The following is a 26,101-nucleotide window of genomic DNA, read 5'->3' as shown; positions in this document are numbered from 1 at the left end:
ACGTGGGGGGGGGGGGGGGGGGGGGGGGGGGGGGGGGGGGGGAGAGGGGGGGGGGGGGGGGAGGGGGGGGGGGGGGGGGAGGGGGGACAGGAACCCCCCCCCCCCCCCCCCCCCCCGCGGCGTGTGCGGGGGCCGCCGGGGCGGCGTGCGCGCCGCGCCCCCGGACCGGCGGTCACGCGCCGGGGGCGGGCGCGGGGGCGATCGGGGCGTCGGGGCCGGATTCCAGGATGCCGGACCGCGCGATCAGGTAGCCGAGCTGCGCCCGGCTGTTGCTCCCGAGCGCCAGGCTGAGCTTGGCGATGTGGGAGCGGCAGGTGCGGACGTTCATCCCGAGGCGGCGGGCGATGGCCTCGTCCACGTGGCCCTCGACGAGGAGTTTGGCGATCGAGTGCCGCACCCCGGAGATGCCCTCGGGCCCGGAGTCGTACGGGATCTGCTCCTGGAGCGGGACCGCCCGGTGCCAGAACTGCTCGAAGACGGTGGCCAGGTACTCCACGATGCCGGGGTGGCGCAGCTCCAGGGCCACGGTGCGGTCGTCGCTGGCCGGGATGAAGGCCACGGTCCGGTCGAAGATCATCAATCGCTCGATGAGCTCTTCGAGCGTCCTGATCTCCACCTTGCTGTCGGCCATCCGCGCCGCGTAGTTGAGCGTTCCATGACTGTGGCGCACGGTGTGCTGGTACAACGTACGCATACCCACACCCCGTTGGGTGAGCGTCCTGCCGCGTTCCATGGCGATGGTGAGCGCGTTCTCGCTGCGCCCGCCGCCCGGTTGGATGGTGAGGACCTCCGACCGGCACTCGGCCATGGCGAGTTCTATGGAGGCGTTGATGCGGCCGATGCCCTCCAGCACGGTGATGGCGTGCGTGGTCGGGGGAGCCTGGGCGCTGATGGCCATGAAGGGCTCGAACGCCTCGGTCAGCTCGACGGAGAGGCGTCGGCGTTCCTGGATCTCGCGCTCGATCGGGTGGAGCCGCTGGATGAGCGCGGCGGACGGCGGTACGGGCCGCAGCCAGTCGGCGTCGTCCGGATCGGGGTGCAGAAGGGCGAATTCCAGCAGGCACGGAGCGTCTTCGGCTTCGAGACGGGCAATCTTGCCGACGCTCAGCGCACTGGCATAGAGGCGCGCCCCCTCGTCGCACAAGGCGCTGACGGAGTGGGGATGTGTCGGTTTAGCGCTACTTGTGGTCAATTATCCACCCCCCAGGAACATGAATCAGCAGGAACATGATGCATCGCTTCTGTGGCGTTGACGTGCCTGGATGAGCCATCGTCTTGTCGTGCGGGGGAGAGGAAACCTTGGAAGTGAGGACGAAGCCCACCATGAGTAACAAAACGCTTCGCTCGGTGCTTGCTGTTGCCTTCTCCGTCGGGCTGACGACCGGGGCGCTGAGTGTCCTTGACCTCGTTGGGGACAGCGACACCCGTGGGGCGGCCGGCGCGCGGACCCAGGCCGCGCCTCCGGACCTGGCCTGGGACCTGATGCCCACGCAGGGGCCGACGGAGGCGGCGGCGCTGTCCGTGCCCGCACCGCAGGGTGTGCCGGTCGAACAGGAACGCGCATGACCACCCCGCCGGACGACCGCACCTTCCGGCGCGAGATGGCCACGGCCTACCGCTCAGGGTGGCATTTCATCGACCTGCTCACGGCCCTCCCCCGCCGTGGCGACTCGTTGATGGTCACCCTGTTCGGGGAGCCGGTGGTCGTCGTGATGGAGGAGGACGAGGACGTCCGCGCCTACCGCTGCCTGCGCCGGCCCCGCGGCGCGCCGCAGCCGGTCCGCTGCGCCGTGAGGTACGGCATGATCTTCGTCAACCTCGACCAGCGGGACCACGAGCTGATCGACGCAGAACCCCTTTCCGCCACCCCCCGCAGTGCCTGAGCGATTCCCCCGTCGCCACTTGTCGCTCCGGCGCTTCCCCCACACAGCGGCGTCACCGTGACCTGAACACGGTGGCGCCGTTGTGCTGTTCCCGCGCGGAAGCCCCTCACCGCCCCTCCCGGCCCCTCCGGAGGTCCGCCGGTCCTCCCGGCCCCTCCCCAGGGGCCCCGCCCTCCCGGAAGCCGCTCAGGCCCTGCCGAGCGCCCGGTCGACGGCGATCTCGACGACGACCCGGTCCGGGTTGGGTCGCGGGGTGCGCTGGTAGCGCTCCGCGTAACGGCTCACCGCGTCCGCGACGACCTCCGGCTCCCTGCGGATCACCGCGCGGCCCTCCAGCGTCGCCCAGCGGGCCCGGTGCATCTGGCAGACGGCGACCCGTGCCCCCTCCGGGCCCGCGGCCAGGACGTGGGCGACCTTGCGGCTCTTCCCGTCGGTGATCACGCGCGCCACCCCGGCCTCCGGGTCGTACGTCACGCCCACGGGCACCACGTGCGGCGTGCCGTCGGGGCGGAGGGTGGTGAGGGTGCACAGGTGGTACTCGCGCCAGAAGGCGAGGTACTCGGGGCTGAGGTCGCGAACGTCTGCCATGGGGGCAGCGTAGGCCGCGGGCCGGACGGCGGGGCGGCGAAGGGGGTAACCGGCGCGGCAGGAGCGGGGGGACGGGTGTGCGGGAACGCCCTTGAGTGGACTAGACTCAACTTTGTGCACGTTGATTCAGTCAAAGACTGCGGTCCGCCAGGACCGGGGCGTGCGAAGAACGAGGCGTGACGCCGGGTACAGGCTGCGAGGAGGAGTGAGCACACGTGGACGCCGAGCTGACGAACAAGAGCCGGGACGCCATCAACGCGGCCACCGGGAGGGCCGTGCAGGACGGGCACCCCGATCTCACCCCCGCGCACCTGCTGCTCGCCCTGCTGGAGGGCGAGGGCGGGCGGGCGAGCGCGAACATCTCCGACCTGCTCGCCGCCGTCGAGGCCGACCAGGCCGCGGTGCGCAGCGGGACCGAGCGGCTGCTCGCCTCCCTGCCCAGCGTCACCGGTTCCACCGTCGCGCCCCCGCAGCCCGACCGCGAGCTGCTCGCCGTCATCCAGGACGCCTCGCGGTGCGCGGAGGAGCTGGGCGACGAGTACCTCTCCACCGAGCACCTGCTGATCGGCATCGCGGCCAAGGGTGGCCGCGCCGGTGCGATCCTCGACGGGCAGGGGGCCGGCGCCCGTGAACTGCTGGCCGCGTTCCAGACGAGCAGAGGAGGGCGCAGGGTGACCAACCCCGACCCCGAGGGCCAGTACAAGGCCCTGGAGAAGTTCGGCACCGACTTCACGGCCGCCGCGCGCGAGGGCAAGCTGGACCCGGTCATCGGCCGTGACCAGGAGATCCGCCGCGTCGTCCAGGTCCTCTCGCGCCGGACGAAGAACAACCCCGTCCTCATCGGTGAGCCGGGCGTCGGCAAGACCGCCGTCGTCGAAGGGCTCGCCCAGCGCATCGTCAAGGGCGACGTCCCCGAGAGCCTGAAGAACAAGCGGCTGGTCTCCCTCGACCTCGGCGCGATGGTCGCGGGCGCGAAGTACCGCGGCGAGTTCGAGGAGCGGCTGAAGACCGTCCTCTCCGAGATCAAGGAGAGCGACGGCCGGATCATCACCTTCATCGACGAGCTGCACACCGTCGTCGGCGCGGGCGCCGGCGGCGACTCCGCCATGGACGCCGGCAACATGCTCAAGCCGATGCTGGCCCGCGGCGAACTGCGCATGGTCGGCGCGACCACGCTGGACGAGTACCGCGAGCGCATCGAGAAGGACCCCGCCCTGGAGCGCCGCTTCCAGCAGGTGCTGGTCGCCGAGCCGTCCGTCGAGGACACCATCGCGATCCTGCGCGGGCTCAAGGGCCGCTACGAGGCGCACCACAAGGTGCAGATCGCGGACTCGGCGCTGGTCGCCGCCGCCACCCTCTCGGACCGGTACATCACCTCGCGCTTCCTCCCCGACAAGGCCATCGACCTGGTCGACGAGGCCGCCTCCCGGCTGCGCATGGAGATCGACTCCTCGCCGCTGGAGATCGACGAACTCCAGCGCTCCGTCGACCGGTTGCGGATGGAGGAGCTGGCGCTGAAGAACGAGTCCGACGCCGCGTCCAAGGAGCGGCTGGAGCGGCTGCGCCGGGACCTCGCCGACAAGGAGGAGGAGCTGCGCGGCCTCAACGCCCGCTGGGAGAAGGAGAAGCAGGGCCTCAACCGGGTCGGTGAGCTGAAGGAGCGCCTCGACGACCTGCGCGGCCAGGCCGAACGCGCCCAGCGCGACGGGGACTTCGACACCGCCTCCAAGCTGCTGTACGGGGAGATCCCCGGCCTGGAGCGGGAGTTGGAGGAGGCGTCCGAGGCCGAGCAGGAGGCCGCCGAGGACACCATGGTCAAGGAGGAGGTCGGCCCGGACGACATCGCGGACGTCGTCGGCTCCTGGACCGGCATCCCGGCCGGGCGGCTGCTGGAGGGCGAGACCCAGAAGCTGCTGCGGATGGAGAGCGAGCTGGGCAAGCGGCTGATCGGGCAGTCCGAGGCGGTGCGGGCCGTCTCCGACGCCGTACGCCGCACCCGCGCCGGGATCGCGGACCCCGACCGGCCCACCGGCTCGTTCCTCTTCCTCGGCCCCACCGGCGTCGGCAAGACCGAGCTGGCCAAGGCGCTCGCGGACTTCCTGTTCGACGACGAGCGGGCCATGATCCGCATCGACATGAGCGAGTACGGCGAGAAGCACAGCGTCGCCCGGCTCGTCGGCGCCCCGCCCGGATACGTCGGCTACGAGGAGGGCGGCCAGCTCACCGAGGCCGTCCGCCGCCGCCCGTACAGCGTGGTGCTGCTGGACGAGGTCGAGAAGGCCCACCCCGAGGTCTTCGACATCCTGCTCCAGGTCCTCGACGACGGCCGGCTCACCGACGGCCAGGGCCGCACGGTCGACTTCCGCAACGCCATCCTCGTCCTCACCTCCAACCTCGGCAGCCAGTTCCTCATGGACCCCCTGGTCAAGCCCGAGGTCAAGAAGGAGCAGGTGCTGGAGGTGGTCCGGGCCTCGTTCAAGCCGGAGTTCATCAACCGGCTGGACGACCTGGTGGTCTTCTCCGCGCTGTCCGGCGACGAGCTGACGCACATCGCGGGGCTCCAGATCGACCGGCTCGCGAAGCGGCTCGCCGACCGGCGGCTCACTCTGGACGTCACGCCCGAGGCGCTGGCCTGGCTCGCCCAGGAGGGCAACGACCCGGCCTACGGGGCGCGGCCGCTGCGCCGGCTCATCCAGACCGCGATCGGGGACCGGCTGGCCAAGGAGATCCTGTCCGGCGAGGTCCGGGACGGCGACACCGTACGGGTGGACCGGGGCGGGGACGGGCTGACCGTCGGCCGCGCCTCGTGACCCCGGCGCGGGCCCGTCCGCACTCCGGGCGGGGCCCCGGCGGGCCCCGCCCCCGCCGGCCGCGTGTCAGCTCGTGGCGGATCGGGGCCGCCGGGGCTTGCCATGCCCCGCCCGCCATGGGGGAGGATGGCCGTAACCGCACGAAGGGAAATAACGGTGAGCATCGATCCGTCCTCGATTCCTAATTTCGGGGGCCAGCCCGAACCGCAGGCGGCAGGACCGGAGGGCCCCGTCGTCCCTGACCAGGACCTCGTCAAGCAGCTCCTGGACCAGATGGAGCTGAAGTACGTCGTCGACGACGAGGGCGACCTCGCGGCGCCGTGGGAGGAGTTCCGGACGTACTTCATGTTCCGGGGCGAGGAGGAGCAGCAGGTCTTCTCGGTCCGGACGTTCTACGACCGCCCCCACGCGCTCGACCAGCGCCCCGTCCTCCTGGACGCGATCGACGACTGGAACCGCCGCACCCTGTGGCCCAAGGTCTACACGCACGCCCACGAGGGCGAGGAGGGCGAGGCGGGCTCCGTCCGGCTGATCGGTGAGGCGCAGATGCTCATCGGCACCGGTGTGAGCCTGGAGCACTTCGTCTCCTCGACGGTGAGCTGGGTGCGCGCGTCGATCGAGTTCGACAAGTGGCTCGTCGAGCGCCTGGGCCTCCAGCCGGCCGGGACCGGCACGGAGTCCGCGGAGTCCCCGGAGGCCTGACGCCTCCGCGCCCGCCCGCGCCACGGCCCGGAAGGACGGTCCCCGACCGCCTTCCGGGCCGTTCGGCGTCCGGGGCCCGCGCCGTCAGAGGCGGTCGCGGAGGACGGAGAGCCGGGTGACCGCTTCCTCCAGGACCTCGTCGCGCTTGCAGAAGGTGAAGCGGACCTGGCTGCGGCCCGCCAGCGGGTCGTCGTAGAAGACGGAGTTGGGCACGGCGGCCACCCCGCAGCGCCCGGGCAGGGCCCGGCAGAAGGTGTAGGCGTCCTCCTCGCCGAACGGGGCGATGTCGGTGGTGATGAAGTAGGTCCCCTCCGGTGCGTGGACCTCGAAGCCCGCCTCGTGCAGCCCCTGGGCCAGCAGGTCCCGCTTGCGGCGCATCCCCTCCCGGAAGCCGGTGAAGAAGGCGTCGGGCAGGGCGAGGGCCTCGGCGACGGCGTACTGGAGCGGGCCGCCGCTGACGAAGGTCAGATACTGCTTCGCCGCGCGCACGGCGGACACCAGCGGTGCGTCGCCGGTGACCCAGCCGATCTTCCAGCCCGTGTACGAGAAGGTCTTGCCGGCGCTGGAGATGGAGACCGTGCGCTCGCGCATACCGGGCAGCGCGGCGATCGGGTGGTGCGCGCCGGTGAAGACGAGGTGTTCGTAGACCTCGTCGGTGACGACCAGCAGGTCGTGCTCCACGGCCAGCGCTGCGATCGCGTTCAGCTCCTCGGCGGTGAGCACCGTGCCGGTCGGGTTGTGCGGGGTGTTGAGGAGCAGCAGGCGGGTGCGCGGGGTGACCAGGGCGCGCAGTTCGTCGAGGTCGGGGCGGAAGGCGGGCGCGCGGAGCGTCAGGGGGACGCGAACCGCGCCCGCCATCGCGACGCAGGCGGCGTACGAGTCGTAGTACGGCTCCAGCGCGATGACCTCGTCGCCCGGCTCCAGCAGGGCGAGCAGGGAGGCGGCGATCGCCTCGGTGGCCCCGGCGGTCACCAGGACCTCGGTCTCCGGGGACCAGGTCAGACCGTAGAAGCGCTCCTGGTGGGCGGCGACGGCCCGGCGCAGCTCCGGCACGCCGGGGCCCGGCGGGTACTGGTTGCCGTGGCCGGCGCGCAGCGCCCGGACCGCCGCCTCCCGGATCTCCTCGGGGCCGTCGGTATCGGGGAAGCCCTGGCCGAGGTTGATGGAGCCCGTCCGCGCGGCCAGCGCGGACATCTCGGCGAAGATCGTCGTGCCGAACGCGGCGAGGCGGCGGTTGAGCAGCGGTCGTCCCTGTGTCATGGGCGCCATCCTGTGCCCAAGCTCTGGAGTTGCTCAAGTCCGCTTTGGGCCGCGCGCGCTGAGGGCATCCCCCTCCCACGCGGGCGGCCGGCACGGGGGAGCGGCAGCCGCACCGTACGCGGGCCGGCCGGTGATCCGGCCGGCCCGCGGCCGACGGAGAAGCGGCGGGGGACCCCGCTTCGGGGGAAGAGGAAGCAGGTGGGGGCATGGGCGTTGTCGTCGCGGTACTGATCTCCGTGGGGGTCTTCGGGGGGCTGATGGCGCTGCTGCGCGCGCTGGCGGACCGACCGGCACGGCCGCGGAAGAGGCGAGGGGACTCCTCGGGAGGAGGATCGTCGGACGGCGGAGGGTCCGGCGACTGGTGGGCGGGGGGCGACTCCCACGGCTCGTCCTCCGGCGACTCGGGCGGGCACTCGTGCGGCGGGGGATCCTCCTGCGGCGGCGGATGCGGAGGCGGCAGTTGACCGGCGCGCTCCGCGGTCACCGGCAGTGAGCTGACACCGGGCGTCCGGAGGGTGAACTCCCTTCGGACGCCTTTTCGTTGGCGAACGCCTGTGTTTTCGCTTGAACAGGTGAACCGGGCTGCCCCCGACGGGATGGAAACCACGGCAAGTTGGGCGAAAGCGCTGTGGGCCCGTCGCACTTCGTGATTCCCTCGGTGGAGAGAACATTCAGCCCTCGGACCCCAGTTGGACCAGATCGGGCGTTCCCACCTCCCATGGCTGTCATCAGGGGCGCGTCCGCTGTCCATGTGTCCATGTGTTTGCGGAGCCGATCCATGCTCACCACCCTCCAGACGGCCTATTCCGATACCCGCGCCGCCGATTTGGCCTGGACGCTGGGGCGGGAGCCGCTTCCCGCCCTCGCCGTCCTCGACCTCCGACTCGGCGGCGCCGAACTCCAGTTGAGGCTGCTCGGCGCCTCCCACCAAGTCCTCCTCCAGGAGGACCGCGGCTCCTGTTCGGAGACCGTCGCCTGCCTGCCCGGCAGCAGCAACACCCTCCCCCTCGGCGTCGCGAAGCGGCTCGGCGACTGGGAGTACGAATTCGCGGCGCGCGTCGAGCATCTGACGCGTGGTCAGTTCGCCGGGCGGGCGCAGGAGCTGCTCGCCCTGGTGAGCGACCACCCGCACGGGCTGGCGGGCACCTTCCCCGGCAGCCCGTACGCCTTCACCGCCATGCTCGCCCAGCGCATCGAGGGCCAGGTGCGGTGGCGCACCTGGCACGCCTACCCGCAGGAGGGGCAGTTGGTGGTGACCCGGACCCGCTTCGGGGCGCGGGTCCCCGTGCCGGCGGGGTGAGGGGCGCCGCGGCCGCGGGGAGGGGCCGGCGGCGCGTACTCGCACCCGTGTGGGTGACCTTCGGTGATGCCTGCGTGACGTAGCGTTCGCCCCATGATCGACCAGCAGGCGGCGGTGCGCGAGGGCGCGGCGCGGCTTCCCGTGCGGCCGGGGACCGGCCGGTTCTCCGTGCTGGCCGTCGTCTTCGTCTGCGCCGCCTGCGGCCTCGTCTACGAACTCGAACTGGTCGCGCTCGCCTCCTTCCTGGGCGGCGACTCGGTCACGCACGCCTCGGTCGTGCTGTCCGTGATGGTGTTCGCGATGGGCATCGGCTCCCTTCTCGCGAAACGTTTGCGCTGCCGGGCCGCCGTGGGGTTCGGGGTGATCGAGGCGGCCCTCGCGCTGACCGGGGGCTCCTCGGCCCTGGTGCTGCACGCCTCGTTCGCCTGGCTCGGGGAGTCGCGGCACGCCCTGGTCGGGTTCTCCCTGGTGATCGGCGTGCTGATCGGGGCGGAGATCCCGCTGCTGATGACGCTGATCCAGCGCGTCGACCGGCAGGACGCGGGCGGCGCCGTCGCGGACCTGTTCGCCGCCGACTACGTGGGCGCGCTCGTCGGCGGTCTGGCGTTCCCCTTCCTCCTGCTGCCGGTGCTCGGGCAGTTGACCGGCGCGCTGTTCACCGGCGCGGTCAACGCGGTGGCGGGCGGGGCGCTGGTGCTGTGGGTGTTCCGGCACGACCTCACCGCCCGCTGCCGGTGGCTCCTCGTCCTGGTCAACGTCTCGGTGATCGCGGCCCTGGCCACCGCCACGGTGCTGGTGGACGACTTCGAGCGGGCGGCGCGGCGGGCGGTGTACGGGGACCAGGTGCGGGTCGCCGTGCGGACGGGGGTGCAGGAGGTCGTGCTGACGGGCGCGGACCGCTCCTCGCTCGGCCTCTACCTGGACGGCCGGCTGCGGGTCAGCGCCCGCGACGAGTACCGCTACCACGAGGCGCTGGTGCACCCCGCGATGAACGGGCCCCGCGGCCGGGTGCTCATCCTGGGCGGCGGCGACGGACTCGCCGCCCGCGAGGCGCTGCGCCACCCGGACGTCCGCTCGGTCACGGTCGTCGAGCTCGACCCGGTCGTCACCCGACTGGCCCGCACGGACCCGGCCCTCTCCGCGCTCAACGGCCACGCCTACCGGGACCCGCGCCTCACGGCGGTGGAGGCGGACGCGTTCGCCTGGCTCCGAGCCGACCGGGGGCGCTACGACGTGGTGGTCTGCGACCTGCCGGACCCGGACGCCACGGCCGGGGCGAAGCTGTACTCCGTCGAGTTCTACGGCCTGGTCGCCGGGGTCCTGGCCCCGGACGGGCGGCTCGCGGTGCACGCCGGGCCGCTGGGGACCCGGCCGCGGACCTTCTGGACGGTGGAGGCGTCGGTCCGGGCGGGCGGCCTCGCGCCCCGCCCGTACCGCGTCACCGGCCGGTACGCGACGGCCGCCGGCCCGGACCGGGTGGGCGGCGACGCGGCGGGCCGGGAGGACTGGGGCTTCCTCCTCGCCGGGCGGGGCGGGCCGCCCGCGCTCGCCCTGGCCGCCGGGGGGCCCGCCCCGCGGTCGCTGGGGGACCGGGAGCTGCGGGAGGGCGCGCGGGCGGCGGAGAGCGCACGGCTGCCGGGCCGGATTCCGTCGACGCTGTTCCGCCCGAGGTACGGGGAGGACGTGTGAGGCGCCCGGCTCTCGGACCGGGGCGTACGGGCGGGGGGCGGCGTCCGCGCCGAAGCGGTGACGTCAGGGGCGTGGCCGATTAGGCTCGGTTGCCATGGAGCATGAGGTGCACGTTCCGGTCCCCGTCCCGGCCCTGCGGCGCGCGCTGGGCGACCCCGCCCGCGTCGCCCGCTGCGTGCCGGGCCTCCAGCAGGACGCCGACGCCTCCGCGTCGCCGCTGGCGGGGCGGTGGAGGCTCCGGGTCGGCGGCCACACCATCACCTACCGGGGCGAGCTGCGGCTCGCCGGTCCGGAGCGCGGCGACGGCCCCGGCGAGGAGCGCTTCTCGGTGACCGGGGAGGGCGTGGAGGCTCGGGGCTCCGGCGCGGCCGAGCTGGCGCTGACCATCGGCCTGGTGGAGGCGGACGGCGGCACGACGCTCACGTACCGGGGCACGGCGAGCGGGGACGGCCGGCTGGTCGGGCTGGAGGAGGGCACGGCGCTCGCGACCGCCCACCGGCTGCTGGACCGTTTCACCCAGCAGTTGGTGACGGAGGCGCTGGGCGGGCACGGCGAGGCGGACACGGCGTCCGCCGAGGGCCTCGACGACGACGTGGCGGAGGCCGGGACCCCGGACGGGGACCGCACGGCCGCCGCCGGAGCCGCGTCCGGAGTCGACGCCGGTACGGACGCCGACGCCGGTACGGACGCGGACGCCGGCGCCTCCGTCGGCGCGGGACTCGACGTGGAGGCGGAGGCGGACGCGGAGGCCGAGGCCGAGGCGGAGGCCCAGTCGGGCGACGCGGGCGGCGGGGCCGGGGCCGAGGGGGCCGGATCCGTCTTCGACTCGCCCGTGCCGCCGTCCGCGCTCGACCCCGTAGCCGGGGTCGAGTTCACCGTCCCGGACGAGCCGCCCGCCGAGGCAGCCCACGCCCGGCGGACCATGATCGGGCGCAGCGCCGAGGAGGTCGACCACGCGCCCCCGCGCGGCCGATACGCCCCCGTGCCCTCGCCGGAGGCCGACGGTGTCTCCCCCGCCCTGCGGTGGGTCGCCCCGGCGGCCGCGCTCGCCCTCGCCTCCGCCGTGGTCGTGGGGCGGGCGTTGCGGCGGCGGCGGTAGGGCGGTTCGGCGGGGCGGGGCCAGTAGGGTCGTCGGGTGAGCACGAGCGAAGAGAACGTCCGGCTGACCGCCGGCGACGCCGAGTTGACCGTCGAACCCGCCCGCGGCTGCCGGATCGGCAGTCTGCGCGTCGGGGGCGCCGAACTGCTGCGCCAGGGCGAGCGGTACGGCTCCTTCCCCATGGTGCCCTGGTGCGGGCGGACCGCGAACGGACGGTTCCGCAACGGCGACGTGCTCCACCGGCTGCCGGTGAACTCCCCGCCGCACGCCATCCACGGCACCGGCCGGGACACCGCCTGGCACACCGTGCGCGCGGACGGGGCCCAGGCCGCCTTCTACTACGACCTCGCCGAGCCCTGGCCGTACTCGGGCCGGGTGACGCAGACCTTCGAGCTGACCGAGGACGCGCTGACGCTCGGTCTCGCCGTGGAGACGTACGGGGACTCCTTCCCGGCGCAGGCCGGCTGGCACCCCTGGTTCGTCCGCGACCTCGACGGCAGCGCGGCCCGGCTGGACTTCGACGCGGCCTGGCAGGAGGAGCGCGGCGCGGACCACGTGCCGACCGGCCGCCGCGTCGACCCCCTGCCGGGGCCCTGGGACGACTGCTTCGGGATGCCCGACGGCGTGGACGTGCGCATCACCTGGCCCGAGCGGCTGGAGCTGACGGTGAAGAGCCGGAGCGAGTGGGTGGTCGTCTACGACGAGCAGGCCGAGGCGGTCTGCGTGGAGCCGCAGTCCGGGCCGCCGAACGGGTTGAACACCGCGCCCCGGCTGGTGACCCCGATCGATCCCCTGGAGATCACGACGACGTGGAGCTGGACGCGGCTCTGAGGCGGGCCGGGGCGCGGCGTACGGGGGCGCGCGCGGCACGGCTTACCCTCGTTGGCATGACTGACGTACGCGCTGACCTGCTCCAGCAGATCAAGGACAAGGCCGTGGTGCACGGCAAGGTGACCCTCTCCTCGGGTCTGGAAGCCGACTGGTACATCGACCTGCGCCGGATCACGCTGGACGGCCGGGCCGCGCCGCTGGTCGGTCAGGTCATGCTCGACGCCACCGCCGATCTGGACTACGACTGCGTCGGCGGGCTGACGCTGGGCGCGGACCCGGTCGCCACCTCGATGCTGCACGCCTCCGCCGCGCGCGGTGCGTGCCTGGACGCCTTCGTCGTCCGCAAGGCGCAGAAGGCGCACGGTATGCAGCGCCGGATCGAGGGCACGGACGTGCAGGGCCGCCGCTGCCTGGTCGTCGAGGACACCTCGACCACCGGCGGCTCGCCGCTGACCGCCGTCGAGGCGGTGCGCGAGGCGGGCGGCGAGGTCGTCGCCGTCGCCGTGATCGTCGAGCGCGGAGCAGCCCCGGCCATCGCCGAGGCCGGGCTGCCCTACGTCCACGTCTACTCGGTGGCCGACCTCGACCTGGGCTGAGGCCGCGCCCGTCCGGGGTGCGGCCCGCACCCGTCCGCCGGCGCGGACGGGTGGACGCGGCCGGGGCGGAGTGTTTCACGTGAAACACTCCGCCCCGGCGCCCGTCCGGCGGGCGGCCGAGGCGTGGGGGCCCGCGCGTTCCACGGGGTCCGCCGGGTGGAGCCGGAGGGAGAGTCTGGGAAGATGGGGGCGACGATGACGTCGCCCCCAGGTCAGGGACCAGCCTGCACACCCGCACATCCCAAGGAGCGGTCAGATGCCCATCGCAACCCCCGAGGCGTACGCCGAGATGCTCGACCGGGCAAAGGCGGGCAAGTTCGCCTACCCGGCCATCAACGTCACCTCGTCCCAGACCCTGCACGCCGCCCTGCGCGGCTTCGCGGAGGCCGAGAGCGACGGCATCGTCCAGATCTCCACCGGCGGTGCGGAGTTCCTGGGCGGCCAGCACAACAAGGACATGGTCACGGGCGCGGTCGCCCTGGCCGAGTTCGCCCACATCGTCGCGGCGAAGTACGACGTCACCATCGCGCTGCACACCGACCACTGCCCCAAGGACAAGCTGGACGGTTACGTACGTCCGCTGCTCGACATCTCCGCGGAGCGCGTCGCCAAGGGTCTGAACCCGCTGTTCCAGTCCCACATGTGGGACGGCTCGGCCGAGACCCTGGCCGACAACCTGGCCATCGGCCAGGAGCTGCTGGCCAAGGCCGCCGCCGCCAGGATCATCCTGGAGGTCGAGATCACCCCGACCGGCGGTGAGGAGGACGGCGTCACGCACGAGATCAACGACGAGCTGTACACGACCGTCGACGACGCGCTGCGCACCGCCGAGGCGCTCGGCCTGGGCGAGAAGGGCCGCTACCTGCTGGCCGCCTCCTTCGGCAACGTCCACGGCGTCTACAAGCCGGGCAACGTCGTGCTCCGCCCCGAGCTGCTGAAGGACCTCCAGGCGGGCGTCGCCGCGCAGTACGGCCAGGACGCCGGAAGCCAGCCCTTCGACTTCGTCTTCCACGGCGGCTCCGGCTCCACCGAGCAGGAGATCCTCACCGCGCTGGAGAACGGCGTCGTGAAGATGAACCTCGACACCGACACCCAGTACGCCTTCACCCGCCCGGTCGCGGACCACATGTTCCGCAACTACGACGGCGTGCTGAAGGTCGACGGCGAGGTCGGCGACAAGAAGACGTACGACCCGCGCACCTGGGGCAAGGCGGCCGAGGCGGGCATGGCCCGGCGCGTCACCGAGGCCTGCACCCACCTGCGCTCCACCGGTAAGAAGCTGAAGTAGGCACGGACGGCACGATGACGGGCCCGGTCCTCCCGCGCGGGGGGCCGGGCCCGTCGCCGTGCCGCGAGCGGGAAGGACGGCCGAGACGGCCTCGCCCCACCCCTGTGCACGACGGATCCCGCAAGGCGGTCACCGGGCTCGGGCGCGCGCTGCGCCCCGGAGCAGGGCCGAGGCGGGGTGGACGCGCCGGCGCGGGCGGTGCGGCCCCCGCGGCAGCCGCCGGGCCGCTCCGAGGCGTGGTCCCGGCGGGCGGCGGGGGCAGGCACACTGGAGCCATGTCCATCCACGAGAACCTGCTCGGGGGCCCCGCCCCGACCCATCTCCCCGACGACCCGGAGCCGCGCGAGCTGCTCGCCGCCGGCACCCCGCCCGCCGAGGTCGCCGCGAAGTACCCCACCTCCTCGCTCGCCTGGGCGCAGCTCGCCGACGAGGCGTTCGAGGGCGGCCGGGTCATCGAGTCGTACGCGTACGCCCGTACCGGCTACCACCGCGGCCTGGACTCCCTGCGCCGCGCCGGCTGGAAGGGGCACGGCCCCGTCCCGTTCGAGCACGAGCCCAACCGCGGCTTCCTGCGCGCCCTGCACGCCCTGGCGCGGGCCGCCGGGTCCATCGGGGAGACCGCCGAGCACGAGCGCTGCTCCACGTTCCTGCGGGACTCCTCCCCGACCGCCGCCGACATCCTGGGCTGAGCCCGCCGCCGCCCGCCCCCTTCCCCGTACCGGCCGACCGGCGCGGGGAAGGGGGCGCCGGGGCCGCGTCACGCGACGGCGGTGCCCTCCAGCTCGACCATCTGGCCGGGGACCGCCAGCCGGGTCACGCCGAGCATCGTGGTGGCCGGTGCGACCCCGGCGGCGGCCAGCCGCGACGCCAGCACGCCGTAGTGCGGGAAGAGCCGGTCGACGTCGGTGGTGTAGACGTTCAGCCGGACCAGGTCGGCCAGGCCCATCCCGGCGTCGCGGAGGACGGCCTCCAGGTTGTCGAGGCTCAGCGCCAGTTGGGCGGCCATGTCGCCCTCGTGCTGCGGCTTCCCCTCGGCGGACATGGCGGTCTGCCCCGAGCAGTACAGGGTCCGGGTGTGCCCGGTGACCAGTTCGCCCTGGTTGAAGCCCATCTCCGCCGACCACGCCACCGGGTTGACCGCTGTTCGTTCCACTGCCACTTCAGCTCCCAAGAGTTCGTTCGCGTGTACCCGCGTCGCCCGTCGGCGCGGTGTCCGCCGCCTTCGACGCCGCTGCCCGGAGCCTTCCAACGAAACATGACACCCTCGGTCAGGTATTCGCTAGGGTTCCCGTATGCGCGCCGATCGGCTGGTTTCGCTGGTGCTGCTGCTCCGTCAGCGCGGCCGTCTCACGGCCGACACGCTGGCCCGCGAGCTGGAGGTGTCCACCCGCACGGTGTTGCGCGACATCGAGGCGCTGTCCGCGGCCGGGGTCCCGGTCTACGCCGAGCGCGGCCGGCATGGCGGGTTCTCGCTGCTGCCGGGGTTCCGGACGGAGCTGACCGGGCTCAGCCACGACGAGGCCCTCGCCCTGCTGACCGCCGGGTCGGCCCGTGCCGAGCAGGTGTTCGGCCTCGGTCCGGCGCTGGCCTCGGCCATGCGCAAGGTGGTCGACGCGCTGCCCGAGAGCCATCGGGCCACCGTGAGCGACGGGGTGCGGCGCTTCCTCGTCGAGCCGGAGACCGACCTGCTCCCCCGCCGGCAGCCGGTCGAGGAGGCGCCGGGACCGGCCATGGCGGAGATCCGGCGCGCGGTGCTGGCCGGACGCCGCCTGCGCATCCACTACGCGGCCGCGGACCGGCCCGCGAGGTGGCGCACGGTGGACCCGGTCGGGCTGGTCACCGTACGCGACCGGGGTTACCTGCTGGCCAGGCGAGCGGGCGAGGACCGCACGTACCGGCTGTCGCGGATGCTGGCCGCCGAGGAGCTGCCCGAACCGGCTGAGCGACCGGATCGGATCGACATCGACCGGATCTGGCGGGAACGCTGCGCGCGGTTCCTCTCCAGCGATCACATCGCGGTCCTGGTCAGAGTGGCCCCCCAGCGCCGGGAGGAGCTGGTGAGCACCGCGGTGGCCGTCCGCGCGGTGGAGCCGGACGCCGACGGGTGGCTGCGGCTGGAGGCGGCCTACCAGGACCTGCGCCACGCCGCGTGGGCGCTGTGGCAGCTCGGCGCGGACGCGGAGGCCCTGTCCCCGGCGGCCCTGCGCACCGCCCTGCACGACCGTGCCGCGACGCTCGCCGCCCGTTACGGGCAGCCCCCCGCAGATCAGCGGCCGGAGAGGACCGCACCGGCACAGGAGTCCTAAGATGCGAACAGGGGACCGGAGCTCCACCACCTCACGGAAGGGGCGGACCGCTACCCGGAAGCTCGTGTCGAGGAGACAGCGATGTCGACGAACCACCCCGACCCCGAAGCCACCGGTGCGGACGCGCCGCACCTGGACTTCGCGGGAACGACTCCGTACGAGGACTACGTCCAGGCGGACGTCCTCACCCACCTGCAGCACCTCCGCTCCGACGATCCCGGCGAAATGGTCTTCCTGGTCACCACCCAGGTCATGGAGCTGTGGTTCACGGTCATCGTCCACGAGTGGGAGACCGCGACCCGCGCCCTGCGCGAGGACCGCCTTCCGGCCGCGCGCGACGCCCTCAAGCGGTCGCTGCGCGAGCTGGAGGCGCTGAACGAGTCCTGGCGGCCGCTCGCCGGACTCACCCCCGCGCAGTTCAACTCCTACCGGGGCTCGCTCGGCGAGGGCTCCGGCTTCCAGTCCGCGATGTACCGGCGGATGGAGTTCCTGCTCGGCGACAAGTCCGCCTCCATGCTGGTGCCGCACCGGGGCGCGCCCCGCGTGCACGCCGAGCTGGAGAAGGCGCTGGGGGAGCCCGGCCTGTACGACGAGACGCTCGCCCTGCTGGCCCGGCGCGGGTACGCGGTGCCCGAGGCGGTCCTCACCCGCGACCTGACCCGGCGGTACGAGCCATCGCCCGAGGTCGAGGCGGTGTGGGCCGAGATCTACTCCGCCGACGACCAGAACGACGAGCTGGTGCGCCTGGGCGAGCTGCTGACCGACGTCGGCGAGCTGGTCTGGCGCTGGCGCAACGACCACCTGTCCGCCACCCGGCGCGCGATGGGCTCCAAGACCGGCACCGGCGGCTCCGCCGGGGTCGCCTGGCTGGAGAAGCGCGCCACGAAGAACGTGTTCCCCGAGCTGTGGACGGCGCGCAGCCATGTCTGAGACCGCGCACACCACGCTGCGCGAGCGCGCGCTCGCCCTCGACTCCGCCGACGCGCTCGCCGGGCGCCGCGAGCTGTTCGCGTTGGACGACGGGATCTACCTGGACGGCAACTCGCTCGGCGCGCTGCCCCTCCACGTGCCCGCCCGCGTGCAGGACGTCCTGATCCGCCAGTGGGGCGAGCTGCGCATCCGGTCCTGGGAGGAGAGCGGCTGGTGGACCGCGCCCGAGCGGATCGGCGACCGGATCGCCCCGCTCGTCGGGGCCGCCGCGGGGCAGATCGTCGTCGGCGACTCCACCAGCGTCAACGTCTTCAAGGCGGTCGTCGCGGCGAGCCGCATCGCGGGGGAGGGGCGCGACGAGATCCTGGTCGACGCCACGACGTTCCCCACGGACGGGTACGTCGCCGCCTCCGCAGCCCGGCTGACCGGCCACCGGATCGTGCCCGTCGCGCCCGCCGACGTCCCCGCCGCGCTCGGTCCGCGCACCGCGGTCGTCCTGCTCAACCACGTGGACTTCCGCACCGGCCGGCTGCACGACCTGCCCGGTCTGACCGCCGCCGTGCACGCGGCCGGGGCCCTCGCCGTCTGGGACGTCTGCCACAGCGCGGGTGCCCTGCCGGTCGGGCTCGACGAGCACGGGGTGGACCTGGCCGTCGGCTGCACGTACAAGTACCTGAACGGCGGCCCCGGTTCGCCCGCGTACGTGTACGTCGCCGAGCGCCACCAGGCCGCCTTCGACTCGCCGCTGCCGGGCTGGACCTCGCACGCCGACCCGTTCGGGATGACGCCCGACTACACCCCGGCGGACGGCGCGGTACGGGGCCGGGTCGGCACCCCGGACATCGTCTCCATGCTGGCGCTGGACGCGGCGCTCGACGTGTGGGAGGGGGTCTCCCTCGACGCCGTGCGGGCCAAGTCGCTGGCGCTGACGGACTTCTTCCTGGAGTGCGTCGGGGCGTACGCGCCGCCCGGCCGGGTCGCCTCCCTCACCCCGGCCGCGCACGCCGAGCGCGGCAGCCAGGTCGCCCTGCGCTGCGCGGAGGCGGAGCCGGTGATGCGCCGGCTCGTCGAGCGGGGCGTCGTCGGCGATCTGCGCCGGCCCGACGTGCTGCGGTTCGGGTTCACCCCGCTGTACGTGGGGTTCGCGGACGCGGAACGGGCGGCGCGCGTCCTCGCCGAGGTGCTGACCGAGGTGGACCCCGTTTGACATGGCGTCAGGACGCTGACTGACGTAACGTCAGATCAGCGGTCGACGGGGCGGGGGCGGTGCCGAGGGCTGGTACCGTCCCCGCAGGTCAGCCCAGTTGGACCCAGAACACAGGCAGAGGACGGTTGAGCAGCATGTCGGAATCCGCCGCGCGCGACCAGGACGCCGTCGAGGCCGCGTCGGCGCTCGGGCATCCGGAGGTCGCCCCCGACCGGACCGCCGCCTACGGGGACCACCCCGACCAGGTCGTCGACCTCTACGCCCCGCGCGACGGCCGCACCGGCGCCCCGCTCGTCGTCCTGCTGCACGGCGGCTCGTGGCGGGCCCCGTACGGCCGGGGCCACGTCTCCCCGCTCGCGGACTTCCTGGCCCGCCGGGGCTTCGCGGTGGCGAGCGTGGAGTACCGGCGCGGCCCGGCCGCCCCGCCCGGCGCGGACCCGGTCGCCGGGCGCTGGCCGGAGACGTTCGACGACGTGGCCGCCGCGCTGGACGCGCTCCCCGACCTGGCCGCCCGCGAGCTGCCCGAGGCCGACGTGCGCCGGATCGTGGTCACCGGGCACTCGGCGGGCGGGCACCTCGCGCTGTGGGCGGCGGCGCGGCACGTGCTGCCCGCGTCCTCGCCGTGGCGGCTGCCGGCCCCGCCCCCGCTGCGCGGGGTGGTCGCCCTGGCCCCCATCGCGGACTTCACGACGGCGGTGAAGCTGGACGTCTGCGGCGGGGCCGTCACCCAGCTCCTGGGCGGGGACGCCGACTTCGCCGAGCGGGCCGCGCAGAGCGATCCGGCGGTGCTGGTGCCCACGGGGATCGCCACGGCGATCGTCCAGGGCGTCGAGGACACCGACGTGCCCCGTGCCGTCGCGGAGGCGTACGTCGAGGCGGCGGCCCGGTCCGGCGAGACGGTCGGGCTGACGCTGCTCGGGGGCGTCGGGCACTTCCCGCTGATCGACCCGGCCGCCGACGCCTGCGCGGTCGTCGCCGAGGAGATCACCCAGCTCGCCTGGTGACGGCGGGCCCCGGAAGGACTGCGGACGGGCGCCGGTAGTACTTGAGAGGGACGCCGCGGAATCCGTATCGGTGCTGACGACCGGGGGCTTGCCGCCGCCTACCGTGGAAACGTGACCGAGACCCAGACCAAGACCAGAAGCCCGGAGTACCGGGTGGCCGCAGGGGCGATCGACGGCCTGCGGGAAGACCTCTGCCGCAACGTGTTCGCCTACCGCCCCCTGCCCCCGCTCTCCCCGGAGGGCCGGATCGTCCGGAGGCTGCCCGAGGGCGTGCGCCGGTACGTCGTGTGGTCCCCGCACGCCGTGGTGCTGTCCATAGCCCTGATCGTGCTGGCGGCCGGGCTCGCGTCCTGGAACTTCCGGCTCCTGATGGGGCTGGTGCCCGCCCTCCCGGTCGCGATGACCTTGATCAGGCCGGTCGCCTCGTTCTGGGGCTCGATGCTGGCCACCGTCTTCTGCGGGATCCTGAGCGGCGACGGGCTGTGGGGGCCCAGCGCCTTCATCGCCCAGGTGGCGGTCCTGGTGGTCGTGGCCGCCCGGACCCGGCCCCGTACCGCGGCCTGGATGTGGCTCATCACCGTGTGCTTCGGGGTGCTGGTCGAGGGCGGCGATCCGAGGATCACCGGGTCGGTGGCCGTCCTCTCGGCGCTCGCCCTGCTCGTCGTCGCGATGATCCAGGTCCGGCGCGAGGCCGAGCGCGAGGTCACCGTGCAGCGCACGGTCACCGCCGTGGAACGCGACCGGCGCACGTTGCTGGAGGAGCGCACCACCATCGCCCGCGAGCTGCACGACGTGGTGGCCCACCACATGTCGGTCGTCGCGATCCAGGCCGAGGCCGCCCCCTACCGGGTCGAGAACCCGCCGCCCGAGCTGGAGCAGGCCTTCGTCACCATCCGGGAGAACGCGGTCGCCGCCCTCACCGAGCTGCGCCGCGTCCTCGGCGTCGTCCGCGCCGACGACTACGAGGCCCCCGACGCCCCGCAGCCGACCCTCGCCGTCCTGGACGGGCTGCTGGACAACGTCCGCGGCACGGGCCTGGAGACGGAGAAGACGGTCACCGGGTCGGTCCGGGAGCTGCCGCCGGGCGTCGAGCTGTCGGCGTACCGGATCATCCAGGAGGCCCTGAGCAACACCCTGCGCCACGCGCCGGGCGCGACCGCCGCGGTCGAGCTGAGCTACGTGCTCGGCGGACTCGGGCTGCGCGTGGTCAACGGGCCGCCGACCGGGCTGGTCAAGCCATCGCCGGGGGCCGGGCACGGCATCACCGGGATGCGGGAGCGGGTCGCGATGCTGAACGGCGAGATGACGGCGGGGCCGACCGGTGACGGCGGGTACGAGGTCGCGGTCTTCCTCCCGGTGCCGGTGTCGGACGGACCGGAGGAGCGGGACGGGGCCGTCGGCGCCGAGACCCGCGCGACCGGGCGGGGCGGCAGCGCATGAGCGACGTCCGGGTTCTGATCGTGGACGACCAGATGATGGTCCGCGAGGGCTTCTCCGTCCTGCTCAACGCGATGCCGGGGATCTCGGTGGTGGGGGAGGCGGTGGACGGCCGGCAGGCCCTCGCCCAGGTCGCCGCCCTCCGTCCGGACGTCGTGCTGATGGACATCCGGATGCCGGAGATGAACGGCATCGACGCGACCCGCGAGATCATCGCCCAGGACGCGGACGCGAAGGTCCTGGTGCTGACGACGTTCGACCTCGACGAGTACGTGTACCAGGCGCTGCGGGCCGGGGCCTCGGGCTTCCTGCTCAAGGACGCCTCCGCCCGCCAACTGGCCGAAGGGGTACGGGTGGTGGCCTCGGGCGAGGCGCTGCTCGCCCCGACGGTCACCCGCCGGCTGATCACGGAGTTCTCCAAGCTCGCGGGGGCCCCCAGGCCGCCCGCCCTCGCCCGGATCGGCGACCTCACCGAGCGCGAGACGGAGGTGCTGGTCCTCATCGCCCAGGGCCTCTCCAACGCGGAGATCGCCTCGCACCTGATCGTCGCCGAGTCCACGATCAAGACGCACGTCAGCCGCATCCTGGTGAAGCTGGGCCTGCGCGACCGGACGCAGGCGGCGGTGTTCGCCTACGAGGCCCGGCTGGTCACTCCGGGATAGCGCGGGAGTGCACGGCGCGGGCGGGCGGGGTGCGTCGTGCAGGCGGGTGTGGGCGCGGGCGCGCGCCCTGGAACGTACGCCGACCGGCGGGGGCAGGCGCGCGGGCGCGCGATGCGGGAGCGCGCGTCGGGCGCGTACTGAGCCGGGTCGGAGCGGGTGCGCGGCACCGGAGCGTACGCCGGGCAGGCGGGCGCGGGCGTGCGATGGGCACGTACCGCGCCGGGTCGGCGCGGGCGCGCGCCGTAGAACGTACGCCGGACCGGCGCGCGCCCTGGAACGTACGCCGACCGGCGGGCGCGGGCACCCGACGCGGTCGCCTGCCGCGCCGACGCGGCCGCCCACCAGGTGGGCGCGGCCGCATACCGCCCGCCGGAGCGGCCGCCCACCGCGCCGGCGGGCGCGGGTAGCGTCGGGCCATGCACCCGTCCTTCGACCCCTGGTCGCCCGCGTTCGTCGCCGACCCCTACCCCGCCTACGCCGAGCTCCGCGCCACCGGCCGGGCGCACTGGTTCGAGCCGACCCGGCAGTGGCTGATCCCGCACCACGCGGACGTCTCGGCCCTGTTGCGCGACCGCCGGCTGGGGCGCACGTATCTGCACCGCTTCAGCCACGAGGAGTTCGGCCGGACCCCGCCGCCCGCCGCACACGAGCCGTTCCACACCCTCAACGGGCAGGGGCTCCTCGACCTGGAGGCCCCCGACCACCCCCGCGTCCGGCGGCTGGTCTCCCGCGTTTTCACCCCGCGCACGGTCGAGCGGCTGGCTCCCACGGTGCGGCGGCTCGCGGCGGAGCTGGTCGACGCGTTCGTCGCGCGGGGCGGCGGCGACCTGCTGAGCGCCGTCGCGGAGCCGCTGCCGGTCGCCGTGATCGCGGAGATGCTGGGCGTCCCCGAGGCGGACCGGGCGCTGCTGCGGCCCTGGTCGGCGGCGATCTGCGGGATGTTCGAACCGAACCCCACGGAGGCGGTGGCACGGGCCGCCGTCGCGGCCTGCGTCGACTTCTCCGCGTACCTGCGGGCGCTGATCGCCGAGCGGCGCGCCGACCCCGGCGACGACCTCGTCTCGGCCCTCATCGCCGCCCACGACGACGGCGAGCGGCTGAGCGAGCAGGAGATGGTCTCGACCTGCGTGCTGCTGCTGAACGCAGGCCACGAGGCGACGGTGAACACCGCCGTCAACGGCTGGCACACCCTCCTGCACCACCCCGATCAGTTGGCCGCCCTGCGCGCCGACCCCACGCCGCTGCCGGCGGCGATCGAGGAGCTCTTGCGCTACGACACCCCGTTGCAGATGTTCACGCGCTGGGTGCTCGACGACATCGTGGTCGGCGGCACGCTGATCGAGCGCGGGTCGGAGGTGGCGCTGCTGTTCGGCTCGGCCAACCGGGACCCGGAGCGGTTCGCGCGGCCGGACGTCCTGGACCTGGCCCGGTCGGACAACCCGCACGTCTCCTTCGGCGCGGGCATCCACTACTGCCTGGGCGCTCCGCTGGCCCGCCTCGAACTCGCCGCGTCCTTCGGCGAGTTGCTGCGTAAGGCGCCCCGTATGCGGTTGGCGGCCGAGCCGGAGCGCCGGCCGGGGTACGTGATCCGGGGGCTGACGGAGCTGCTGGTGGAGTTCGAGGGCCGCCCGGCGCGGCGGCCGTAGCCCGCCGGAGGAGGTCCGGAGCCGGTATCAGACCAGCGGGTACGAGGCCCGGCCGGAGGCGGCGTCGATCTCGTCGTGCGCCTTGGTCAGCAGCTTCATCGCCAGCTCGTTGAGCGCCCTGGCCCCCGCGATCTCCTCGCCGACCCGCTGCTGGTCCGCGTCCGAGGGGTGGCGGCTGGCGTAGCCGTGGGCGCGGACCTCCGTCCCGTCGGAGAGGCGGACGAGCGCCGCCGCACGGGTGCGGTGGCTGTCCTCCTCGAACTCCAGGTCGATGTGCCAACCGACCGCGATCCTGGTCATGACCGTCACCTCCGGATGTCCGCCCGGCCCTCCGGGACGTCCGCCGGCCGGACCTGGGCGTCTGCGTGCGCGTGTCCCCTCTCAGCGTGCGCCTTCCGCCGCGCCCGCGCGCGCCGGGGACGGCAGCATCAGCCCCCAGGCGTCCGCCCGCACCGTCCAGGTCCGGGTCCGCACCGGGCCGCCGGTCCGCAGGTCCGCCCGGTAGCGGAAGTCCGCGCCGGAGACCGTGACCTCCTTGGCCTCCGCCGCCACGTCCGGGCCGCGGGCGGTGCGGACGACGACGTCGGCCAGGCCGCCGTCGCGCTGGGAGATGACCGAGACGTCCCGCACCGGCGTGTCCAGGTCGCTCAGCAGGACCCCGTCGGCCTCGACGCGGAGCCGGTGCGTGCCCGGCTGCGCGGCGGCGGCCGGGACCGTGCGGACCAGGGAGGTCATCAGCGAGCGGCAGGTGTCCCAGACGGCCGTGACGCCCGCGTGCGCGCCGGGCGGCGGCGCCGGGGCGGGGATGCGCAGGCGGGCCAGGACCACCCCGTCGCTGTCGTCGACCAGGAGGTCCAGCCGCCGCACCGCGCCGTCCAGCGCGGTCCGCGCGGCGGCCACCGCGCCCCGCGGCACGCCGAGGGCGTGCGCCACCTCCAGGGCGTGCGCCGCTCCGACGGGGATCAGCGAGAGGACGCCGCCGGCCGGCTCCCGCTCCCGGTGCAACTGGGCCACCGCGCGCAGCAGGGCGTGGTCGTCGCCGATGACCACCGGTCTGCGCCCGCCCCGGCGGGCCAGGGCGCGGGCGAATTCCTCGGGGCTCTCGGGGAGGCAGATCTTGGCGCGCGAACCGGCGCTCAGCACGTCCCTGGCGATACGGACGGACTCGCCGTCCGTCCGGCGGGCGACCGGGTCGATGACCACCAGGAGCTGGTCGCCGTCGCCGGGGGGCTCTGCAGCCGACACCTCGGTCCTTCCTCGGGTAGCATCTTGGTGCAAGAGCCCCTTGCGCTATTGCGCCAGGGGCTTCGTCTATTCCGGGGCACCCGGTTCGACGGACAGGCTTTGTCGTACATCGTCGTGCGGCAGGTACGACCTTTACGTACGCCCCTGACCTTGGACATGCCCCGCCCGGAAGGGGTGTACGCCTGTGCCCGCACTTGTGCTGCTCGGTGCTCAGTGGGGTGACGAGGGCAAGGGGAAGGCCACCGACCTCCTCGGTGGTTCCGTGGACTATGTGGTGCGCTACCAAGGCGGTAACAACGCCGGTCACACGGTCGTCGTAGGCGACCAGAAGTACGCGCTGCATCTGCTCCCCTCCGGAATCCTGTCGCCGGGCTGTACCCCGGTCATCGGGAACGGTGTCGTGGTCGACCCGGCGGTCCTGCTCTCCGAGCTGAGCGGTCTGAACGAGCGAGGCGTCGACACGTCCAAGCTTCTGATCAGCGGCAACGCTCACCTGATCACTCCGTACAACGTCACCCTCGACAAGGTGAGCGAGCGCTTCCTCGGGAAGCGGAAGATCGGCACGACGGGCCGCGGCATCGGCCCGACGTACGCCGACAAGATCAACCGGGTGGGCATCCGCGTCCAGGACCTCTACGACGAGTCGATCCTGGAGCAGAAGGTCGAGGCGGCGCTGGAGCAGAAGAACCAGCTCCTGGCCAAGGTCTTCAACCGGCGGGCGATCGAGCCCGGCCGGATCGTGGAGGAGATGCTCCAGTACGCGGAGCAGATCAAGCCGTTCGTCGCCGACACGACCCTGATCCTGAACGACGCCATCGACGAGGGCAAGGTCGTCCTCTTCGAGGGCGGCCAGGGCACCCTGCTCGACGTCGACCACGGCACGTACCCCTTCGTCACGTCGTCGAACCCGACCGCGGGCGGCGCCTGCACCGGCGCCGGCGTCGGCCCGACGAAGATCAGCCGGGTCATCGGCATCCTCAAGGCCTACACGACGCGCGTCGGCGCGGGCCCGTTCCCCACCGAGCTGCACGACGAGGACGGCGAGGCGCTGCGGCGCATCGGCGGCGAGCGCGGTGTCACCACCGGCCGCGACCGCCGCTGCGGCTGGTTCGACGCCCCGATCGCGCGGTACGCGACGCGGGTCAACGGCCTGACCGACTTCTTCCTCACCAAGCTCGACGTGCTCACCGGCTGGGAGCGGATCCCGGTCTGCGTGGCGTACGAGATCGACGGCAGGCGCGTCGAGGAACTCCCGTACAGCCAGACCGACTTCCACCACGCGAAGCCGATCTACGAGAACCTGCCGGGCTGGTCCGAGGACATCACCAAGGCGAAGACCTTCGACGACCTGCCGAAGAACGCGCAGGCGTACGTGAAGGCGCTGGAGGAGATGTCGGGCGCACCGATCTCCGCGATCGGCGTCGGCCCCGGCCGCACCGAGACCATCGAGATCAACTCGTTCCTGTAGGACGCGCGGCGCACGCGCCGGGCGGAGCGGGGGGGGGGGGGGGGGGGGGGGGGGGGGGGGGGGGGGGGGGGGGGGGGGGGGGGGGGTGAGGGGGGGGGGGGGGGGGGGGGGGGGGGGGGGGGGGGGGGCGCCCCAAGTAAACGAAGCAAG

Annotated in this window: 25 protein-coding genes; 19 read left to right on the top strand and 6 right to left on the bottom strand. The window is 73.8% G+C overall.

Features of this window, described 5'->3' with window-relative positions; genetic code table 11:
• Nucleotides 1-172 precede the first annotated feature (172 nt).
• Nucleotides 173-1,144: a helix-turn-helix transcriptional regulator gene (locus ACZ6EJ_RS03915; protein ID WP_469264366.1), complete on the bottom strand. Its 972-nt coding sequence runs from the start codon at nucleotides 1,142-1,144 to the stop codon at nucleotides 173-175.
• A gap of 203 nt (nucleotides 1,145-1,347) precedes the next feature.
• Between ACZ6EJ_RS03915 and ACZ6EJ_RS03910 the strand changes: the two genes are divergently transcribed.
• Together ACZ6EJ_RS03910 and ACZ6EJ_RS03905 are read left to right on the top strand one after the other, a co-directional pair.
• Nucleotides 1,348-1,566, top strand: coding sequence for a hypothetical protein (locus tag ACZ6EJ_RS03910; RefSeq protein WP_469264364.1), 219 nt, complete (start codon nucleotides 1,348-1,350; stop codon nucleotides 1,564-1,566).
• Nucleotides 1,563-1,883 (top strand): (2Fe-2S)-binding protein, encoded by a 321-nt coding sequence (locus ACZ6EJ_RS03905; RefSeq protein WP_469264363.1) that lies wholly within the window; start codon nucleotides 1,563-1,565, stop codon nucleotides 1,881-1,883. The genes ACZ6EJ_RS03910 and ACZ6EJ_RS03905 overlap by 4 nt, the downstream gene beginning before the upstream one ends.
• 186 nt (nucleotides 1,884-2,069) lie before the next feature.
• On the opposite strand, the gene ACZ6EJ_RS03900 is transcribed toward ACZ6EJ_RS03905, so the two are convergent.
• Nucleotides 2,070-2,471 carry a pyridoxamine 5'-phosphate oxidase family protein gene (locus tag ACZ6EJ_RS03900; protein ID WP_469264362.1) on the bottom strand — a complete coding sequence of 134 codons (402 nt, stop codon included), beginning with the start codon at nucleotides 2,469-2,471 and terminating at the stop codon, nucleotides 2,070-2,072.
• A 215-nt stretch (nucleotides 2,472-2,686) separates the two neighbouring features.
• On the opposite strand from ACZ6EJ_RS03900, the gene clpB reads away from it, so the two are divergent.
• On the top strand, nucleotides 2,687-5,281 hold the full coding sequence (clpB, locus tag ACZ6EJ_RS03895) for an ATP-dependent chaperone ClpB (protein WP_469264361.1): 2,595 nt from the start codon (nucleotides 2,687-2,689) through the stop codon (nucleotides 5,279-5,281).
• Between the two features lie 156 nt (nucleotides 5,282-5,437).
• Nucleotides 5,438-5,983, top strand: coding sequence for a YbjN domain-containing protein (locus tag ACZ6EJ_RS03890; RefSeq protein WP_469264360.1), 546 nt, complete (start codon nucleotides 5,438-5,440; stop codon nucleotides 5,981-5,983).
• A gap of 84 nt (nucleotides 5,984-6,067) precedes the next feature.
• Here the strand turns inward: ACZ6EJ_RS03890 and ACZ6EJ_RS03885 are convergent, their stop codons facing one another.
• Nucleotides 6,068-7,243 (bottom strand): pyridoxal phosphate-dependent aminotransferase, encoded by a 1,176-nt coding sequence (locus tag ACZ6EJ_RS03885; protein ID WP_469264358.1) that lies wholly within the window; start codon nucleotides 7,241-7,243, stop codon nucleotides 6,068-6,070.
• Between the two features lie 778 nt (nucleotides 7,244-8,021).
• On the opposite strand from ACZ6EJ_RS03885, the gene ACZ6EJ_RS03880 reads away from it, so the two are divergent.
• The 7 genes from ACZ6EJ_RS03880 (at nucleotide 8,022) to ACZ6EJ_RS03850 (ending at nucleotide 14,735) form a co-directional block, all read left to right on the top strand.
• The gene (locus ACZ6EJ_RS03880) at nucleotides 8,022-8,543 is read left to right on the top strand and encodes a DUF2617 family protein (protein WP_469264357.1); all 522 of its coding nucleotides are present in this window, start codon (nucleotides 8,022-8,024) and stop codon (nucleotides 8,541-8,543) included.
• A 93-nt stretch (nucleotides 8,544-8,636) separates the two neighbouring features.
• Entirely contained in the window at nucleotides 8,637-10,232 is a 1,596-nt protein-coding gene (locus ACZ6EJ_RS03875; protein WP_469264354.1) for a polyamine aminopropyltransferase, read from the top strand.
• Between the two features lie 94 nt (nucleotides 10,233-10,326).
• Nucleotides 10,327-11,331, top strand: coding sequence for an SRPBCC domain-containing protein (locus ACZ6EJ_RS03870; protein ID WP_469264353.1), 1,005 nt, complete (start codon nucleotides 10,327-10,329; stop codon nucleotides 11,329-11,331).
• Between the two features lie 36 nt (nucleotides 11,332-11,367).
• Nucleotides 11,368-12,162, top strand: coding sequence for an aldose epimerase family protein (locus tag ACZ6EJ_RS03865; RefSeq protein ID WP_469264351.1), 795 nt, complete (start codon nucleotides 11,368-11,370; stop codon nucleotides 12,160-12,162).
• A 56-nt stretch (nucleotides 12,163-12,218) separates the two neighbouring features.
• Nucleotides 12,219-12,758, top strand: coding sequence for an orotate phosphoribosyltransferase (gene pyrE / locus ACZ6EJ_RS03860; protein WP_469264350.1), 540 nt, complete (start codon nucleotides 12,219-12,221; stop codon nucleotides 12,756-12,758).
• A gap of 256 nt (nucleotides 12,759-13,014) precedes the next feature.
• Nucleotides 13,015-14,046 carry a class II fructose-bisphosphate aldolase gene (gene fbaA, locus ACZ6EJ_RS03855; protein ID WP_469264349.1) on the top strand — a complete coding sequence of 344 codons (1,032 nt, stop codon included), beginning with the start codon at nucleotides 13,015-13,017 and terminating at the stop codon, nucleotides 14,044-14,046.
• Nucleotides 14,047-14,321: 275 nt separating this feature from the next.
• Nucleotides 14,322-14,735: a DUF3151 domain-containing protein gene (locus ACZ6EJ_RS03850; RefSeq protein ID WP_469264347.1), complete on the top strand. Its 414-nt coding sequence runs from the start codon at nucleotides 14,322-14,324 to the stop codon at nucleotides 14,733-14,735.
• Nucleotides 14,736-14,803: 68 nt separating this feature from the next.
• On the opposite strand, the gene ACZ6EJ_RS03845 is transcribed toward ACZ6EJ_RS03850, so the two are convergent.
• A complete protein-coding gene (locus tag ACZ6EJ_RS03845; protein ID WP_469264508.1) occupies nucleotides 14,804-15,199 on the bottom strand; it encodes a RidA family protein in 396 nt (131 codons plus the stop codon).
• Between the two features lie 139 nt (nucleotides 15,200-15,338).
• Between ACZ6EJ_RS03845 and ACZ6EJ_RS03840 the strand changes: the two genes are divergently transcribed.
• The 7 genes from ACZ6EJ_RS03840 (at nucleotide 15,339) to ACZ6EJ_RS03810 (ending at nucleotide 23,238) form a co-directional block, all read left to right on the top strand.
• The gene (locus ACZ6EJ_RS03840; RefSeq protein ID WP_469264345.1) at nucleotides 15,339-16,352 is read left to right on the top strand and encodes a helix-turn-helix transcriptional regulator; all 1,014 of its coding nucleotides are present in this window, start codon (nucleotides 15,339-15,341) and stop codon (nucleotides 16,350-16,352) included.
• A gap of 81 nt (nucleotides 16,353-16,433) precedes the next feature.
• On the top strand, nucleotides 16,434-17,282 hold the full coding sequence (locus tag ACZ6EJ_RS03835) for a tryptophan 2,3-dioxygenase family protein (protein ID WP_469264344.1): 849 nt from the start codon (nucleotides 16,434-16,436) through the stop codon (nucleotides 17,280-17,282).
• The gene (gene kynU / locus ACZ6EJ_RS03830; protein ID WP_469264342.1) at nucleotides 17,275-18,489 is read left to right on the top strand and encodes a kynureninase; all 1,215 of its coding nucleotides are present in this window, start codon (nucleotides 17,275-17,277) and stop codon (nucleotides 18,487-18,489) included. Before ACZ6EJ_RS03835 ends, kynU begins: the two co-directional genes overlap by 8 nt.
• Before the next feature lie 134 nt (nucleotides 18,490-18,623).
• The gene (locus ACZ6EJ_RS03825) at nucleotides 18,624-19,493 is read left to right on the top strand and encodes an alpha/beta hydrolase (RefSeq protein ID WP_469264340.1); all 870 of its coding nucleotides are present in this window, start codon (nucleotides 18,624-18,626) and stop codon (nucleotides 19,491-19,493) included.
• Between the two features lie 111 nt (nucleotides 19,494-19,604).
• Nucleotides 19,605-20,933, top strand: a complete 1,329-nt coding sequence (locus ACZ6EJ_RS03820) for a sensor histidine kinase (protein ID WP_469264339.1) — start codon at nucleotides 19,605-19,607, stop codon at nucleotides 20,931-20,933.
• A complete protein-coding gene (locus ACZ6EJ_RS03815) occupies nucleotides 20,930-21,592 on the top strand; it encodes a response regulator (RefSeq protein WP_469264337.1) in 663 nt (220 codons plus the stop codon). The genes ACZ6EJ_RS03820 and ACZ6EJ_RS03815 overlap by 4 nt, the downstream gene beginning before the upstream one ends.
• Before the next feature lie 416 nt (nucleotides 21,593-22,008).
• Nucleotides 22,009-23,238, top strand: coding sequence for a cytochrome P450 (locus ACZ6EJ_RS03810; RefSeq protein ID WP_469264335.1), 1,230 nt, complete (start codon nucleotides 22,009-22,011; stop codon nucleotides 23,236-23,238).
• Nucleotides 23,239-23,265: 27 nt separating this feature from the next.
• Here ACZ6EJ_RS03810 and ACZ6EJ_RS03805 read toward each other — a convergent pair whose 3' ends face one another.
• Entirely contained in the window at nucleotides 23,266-23,538 is a 273-nt protein-coding gene (locus ACZ6EJ_RS03805; protein ID WP_469264333.1) for a DUF1876 domain-containing protein, read from the bottom strand.
• Between the two features lie 81 nt (nucleotides 23,539-23,619).
• Nucleotides 23,620-24,483 (bottom strand): diacylglycerol kinase family protein, encoded by an 864-nt coding sequence (locus ACZ6EJ_RS03800; RefSeq protein WP_469264331.1) that lies wholly within the window; start codon nucleotides 24,481-24,483, stop codon nucleotides 23,620-23,622.
• 184 nt (nucleotides 24,484-24,667) lie between these two features.
• Here ACZ6EJ_RS03800 and ACZ6EJ_RS03795 point away from each other — a divergent pair, with 184 nt between their 5' ends.
• Complete coding sequence (locus ACZ6EJ_RS03795) at nucleotides 24,668-25,951, top strand: adenylosuccinate synthase (protein ID WP_469264330.1); 1,284 nt, start codon at nucleotides 24,668-24,670, stop codon at nucleotides 25,949-25,951.
• The last annotated feature ends 150 nt before the right edge of the window (nucleotides 25,952-26,101 follow it).

This window comes from Streptomyces sp. NPDC041970 (genome assembly GCF_055588985.1).
This window is presented reverse-complemented; position numbering and strand designations above follow the sequence as displayed.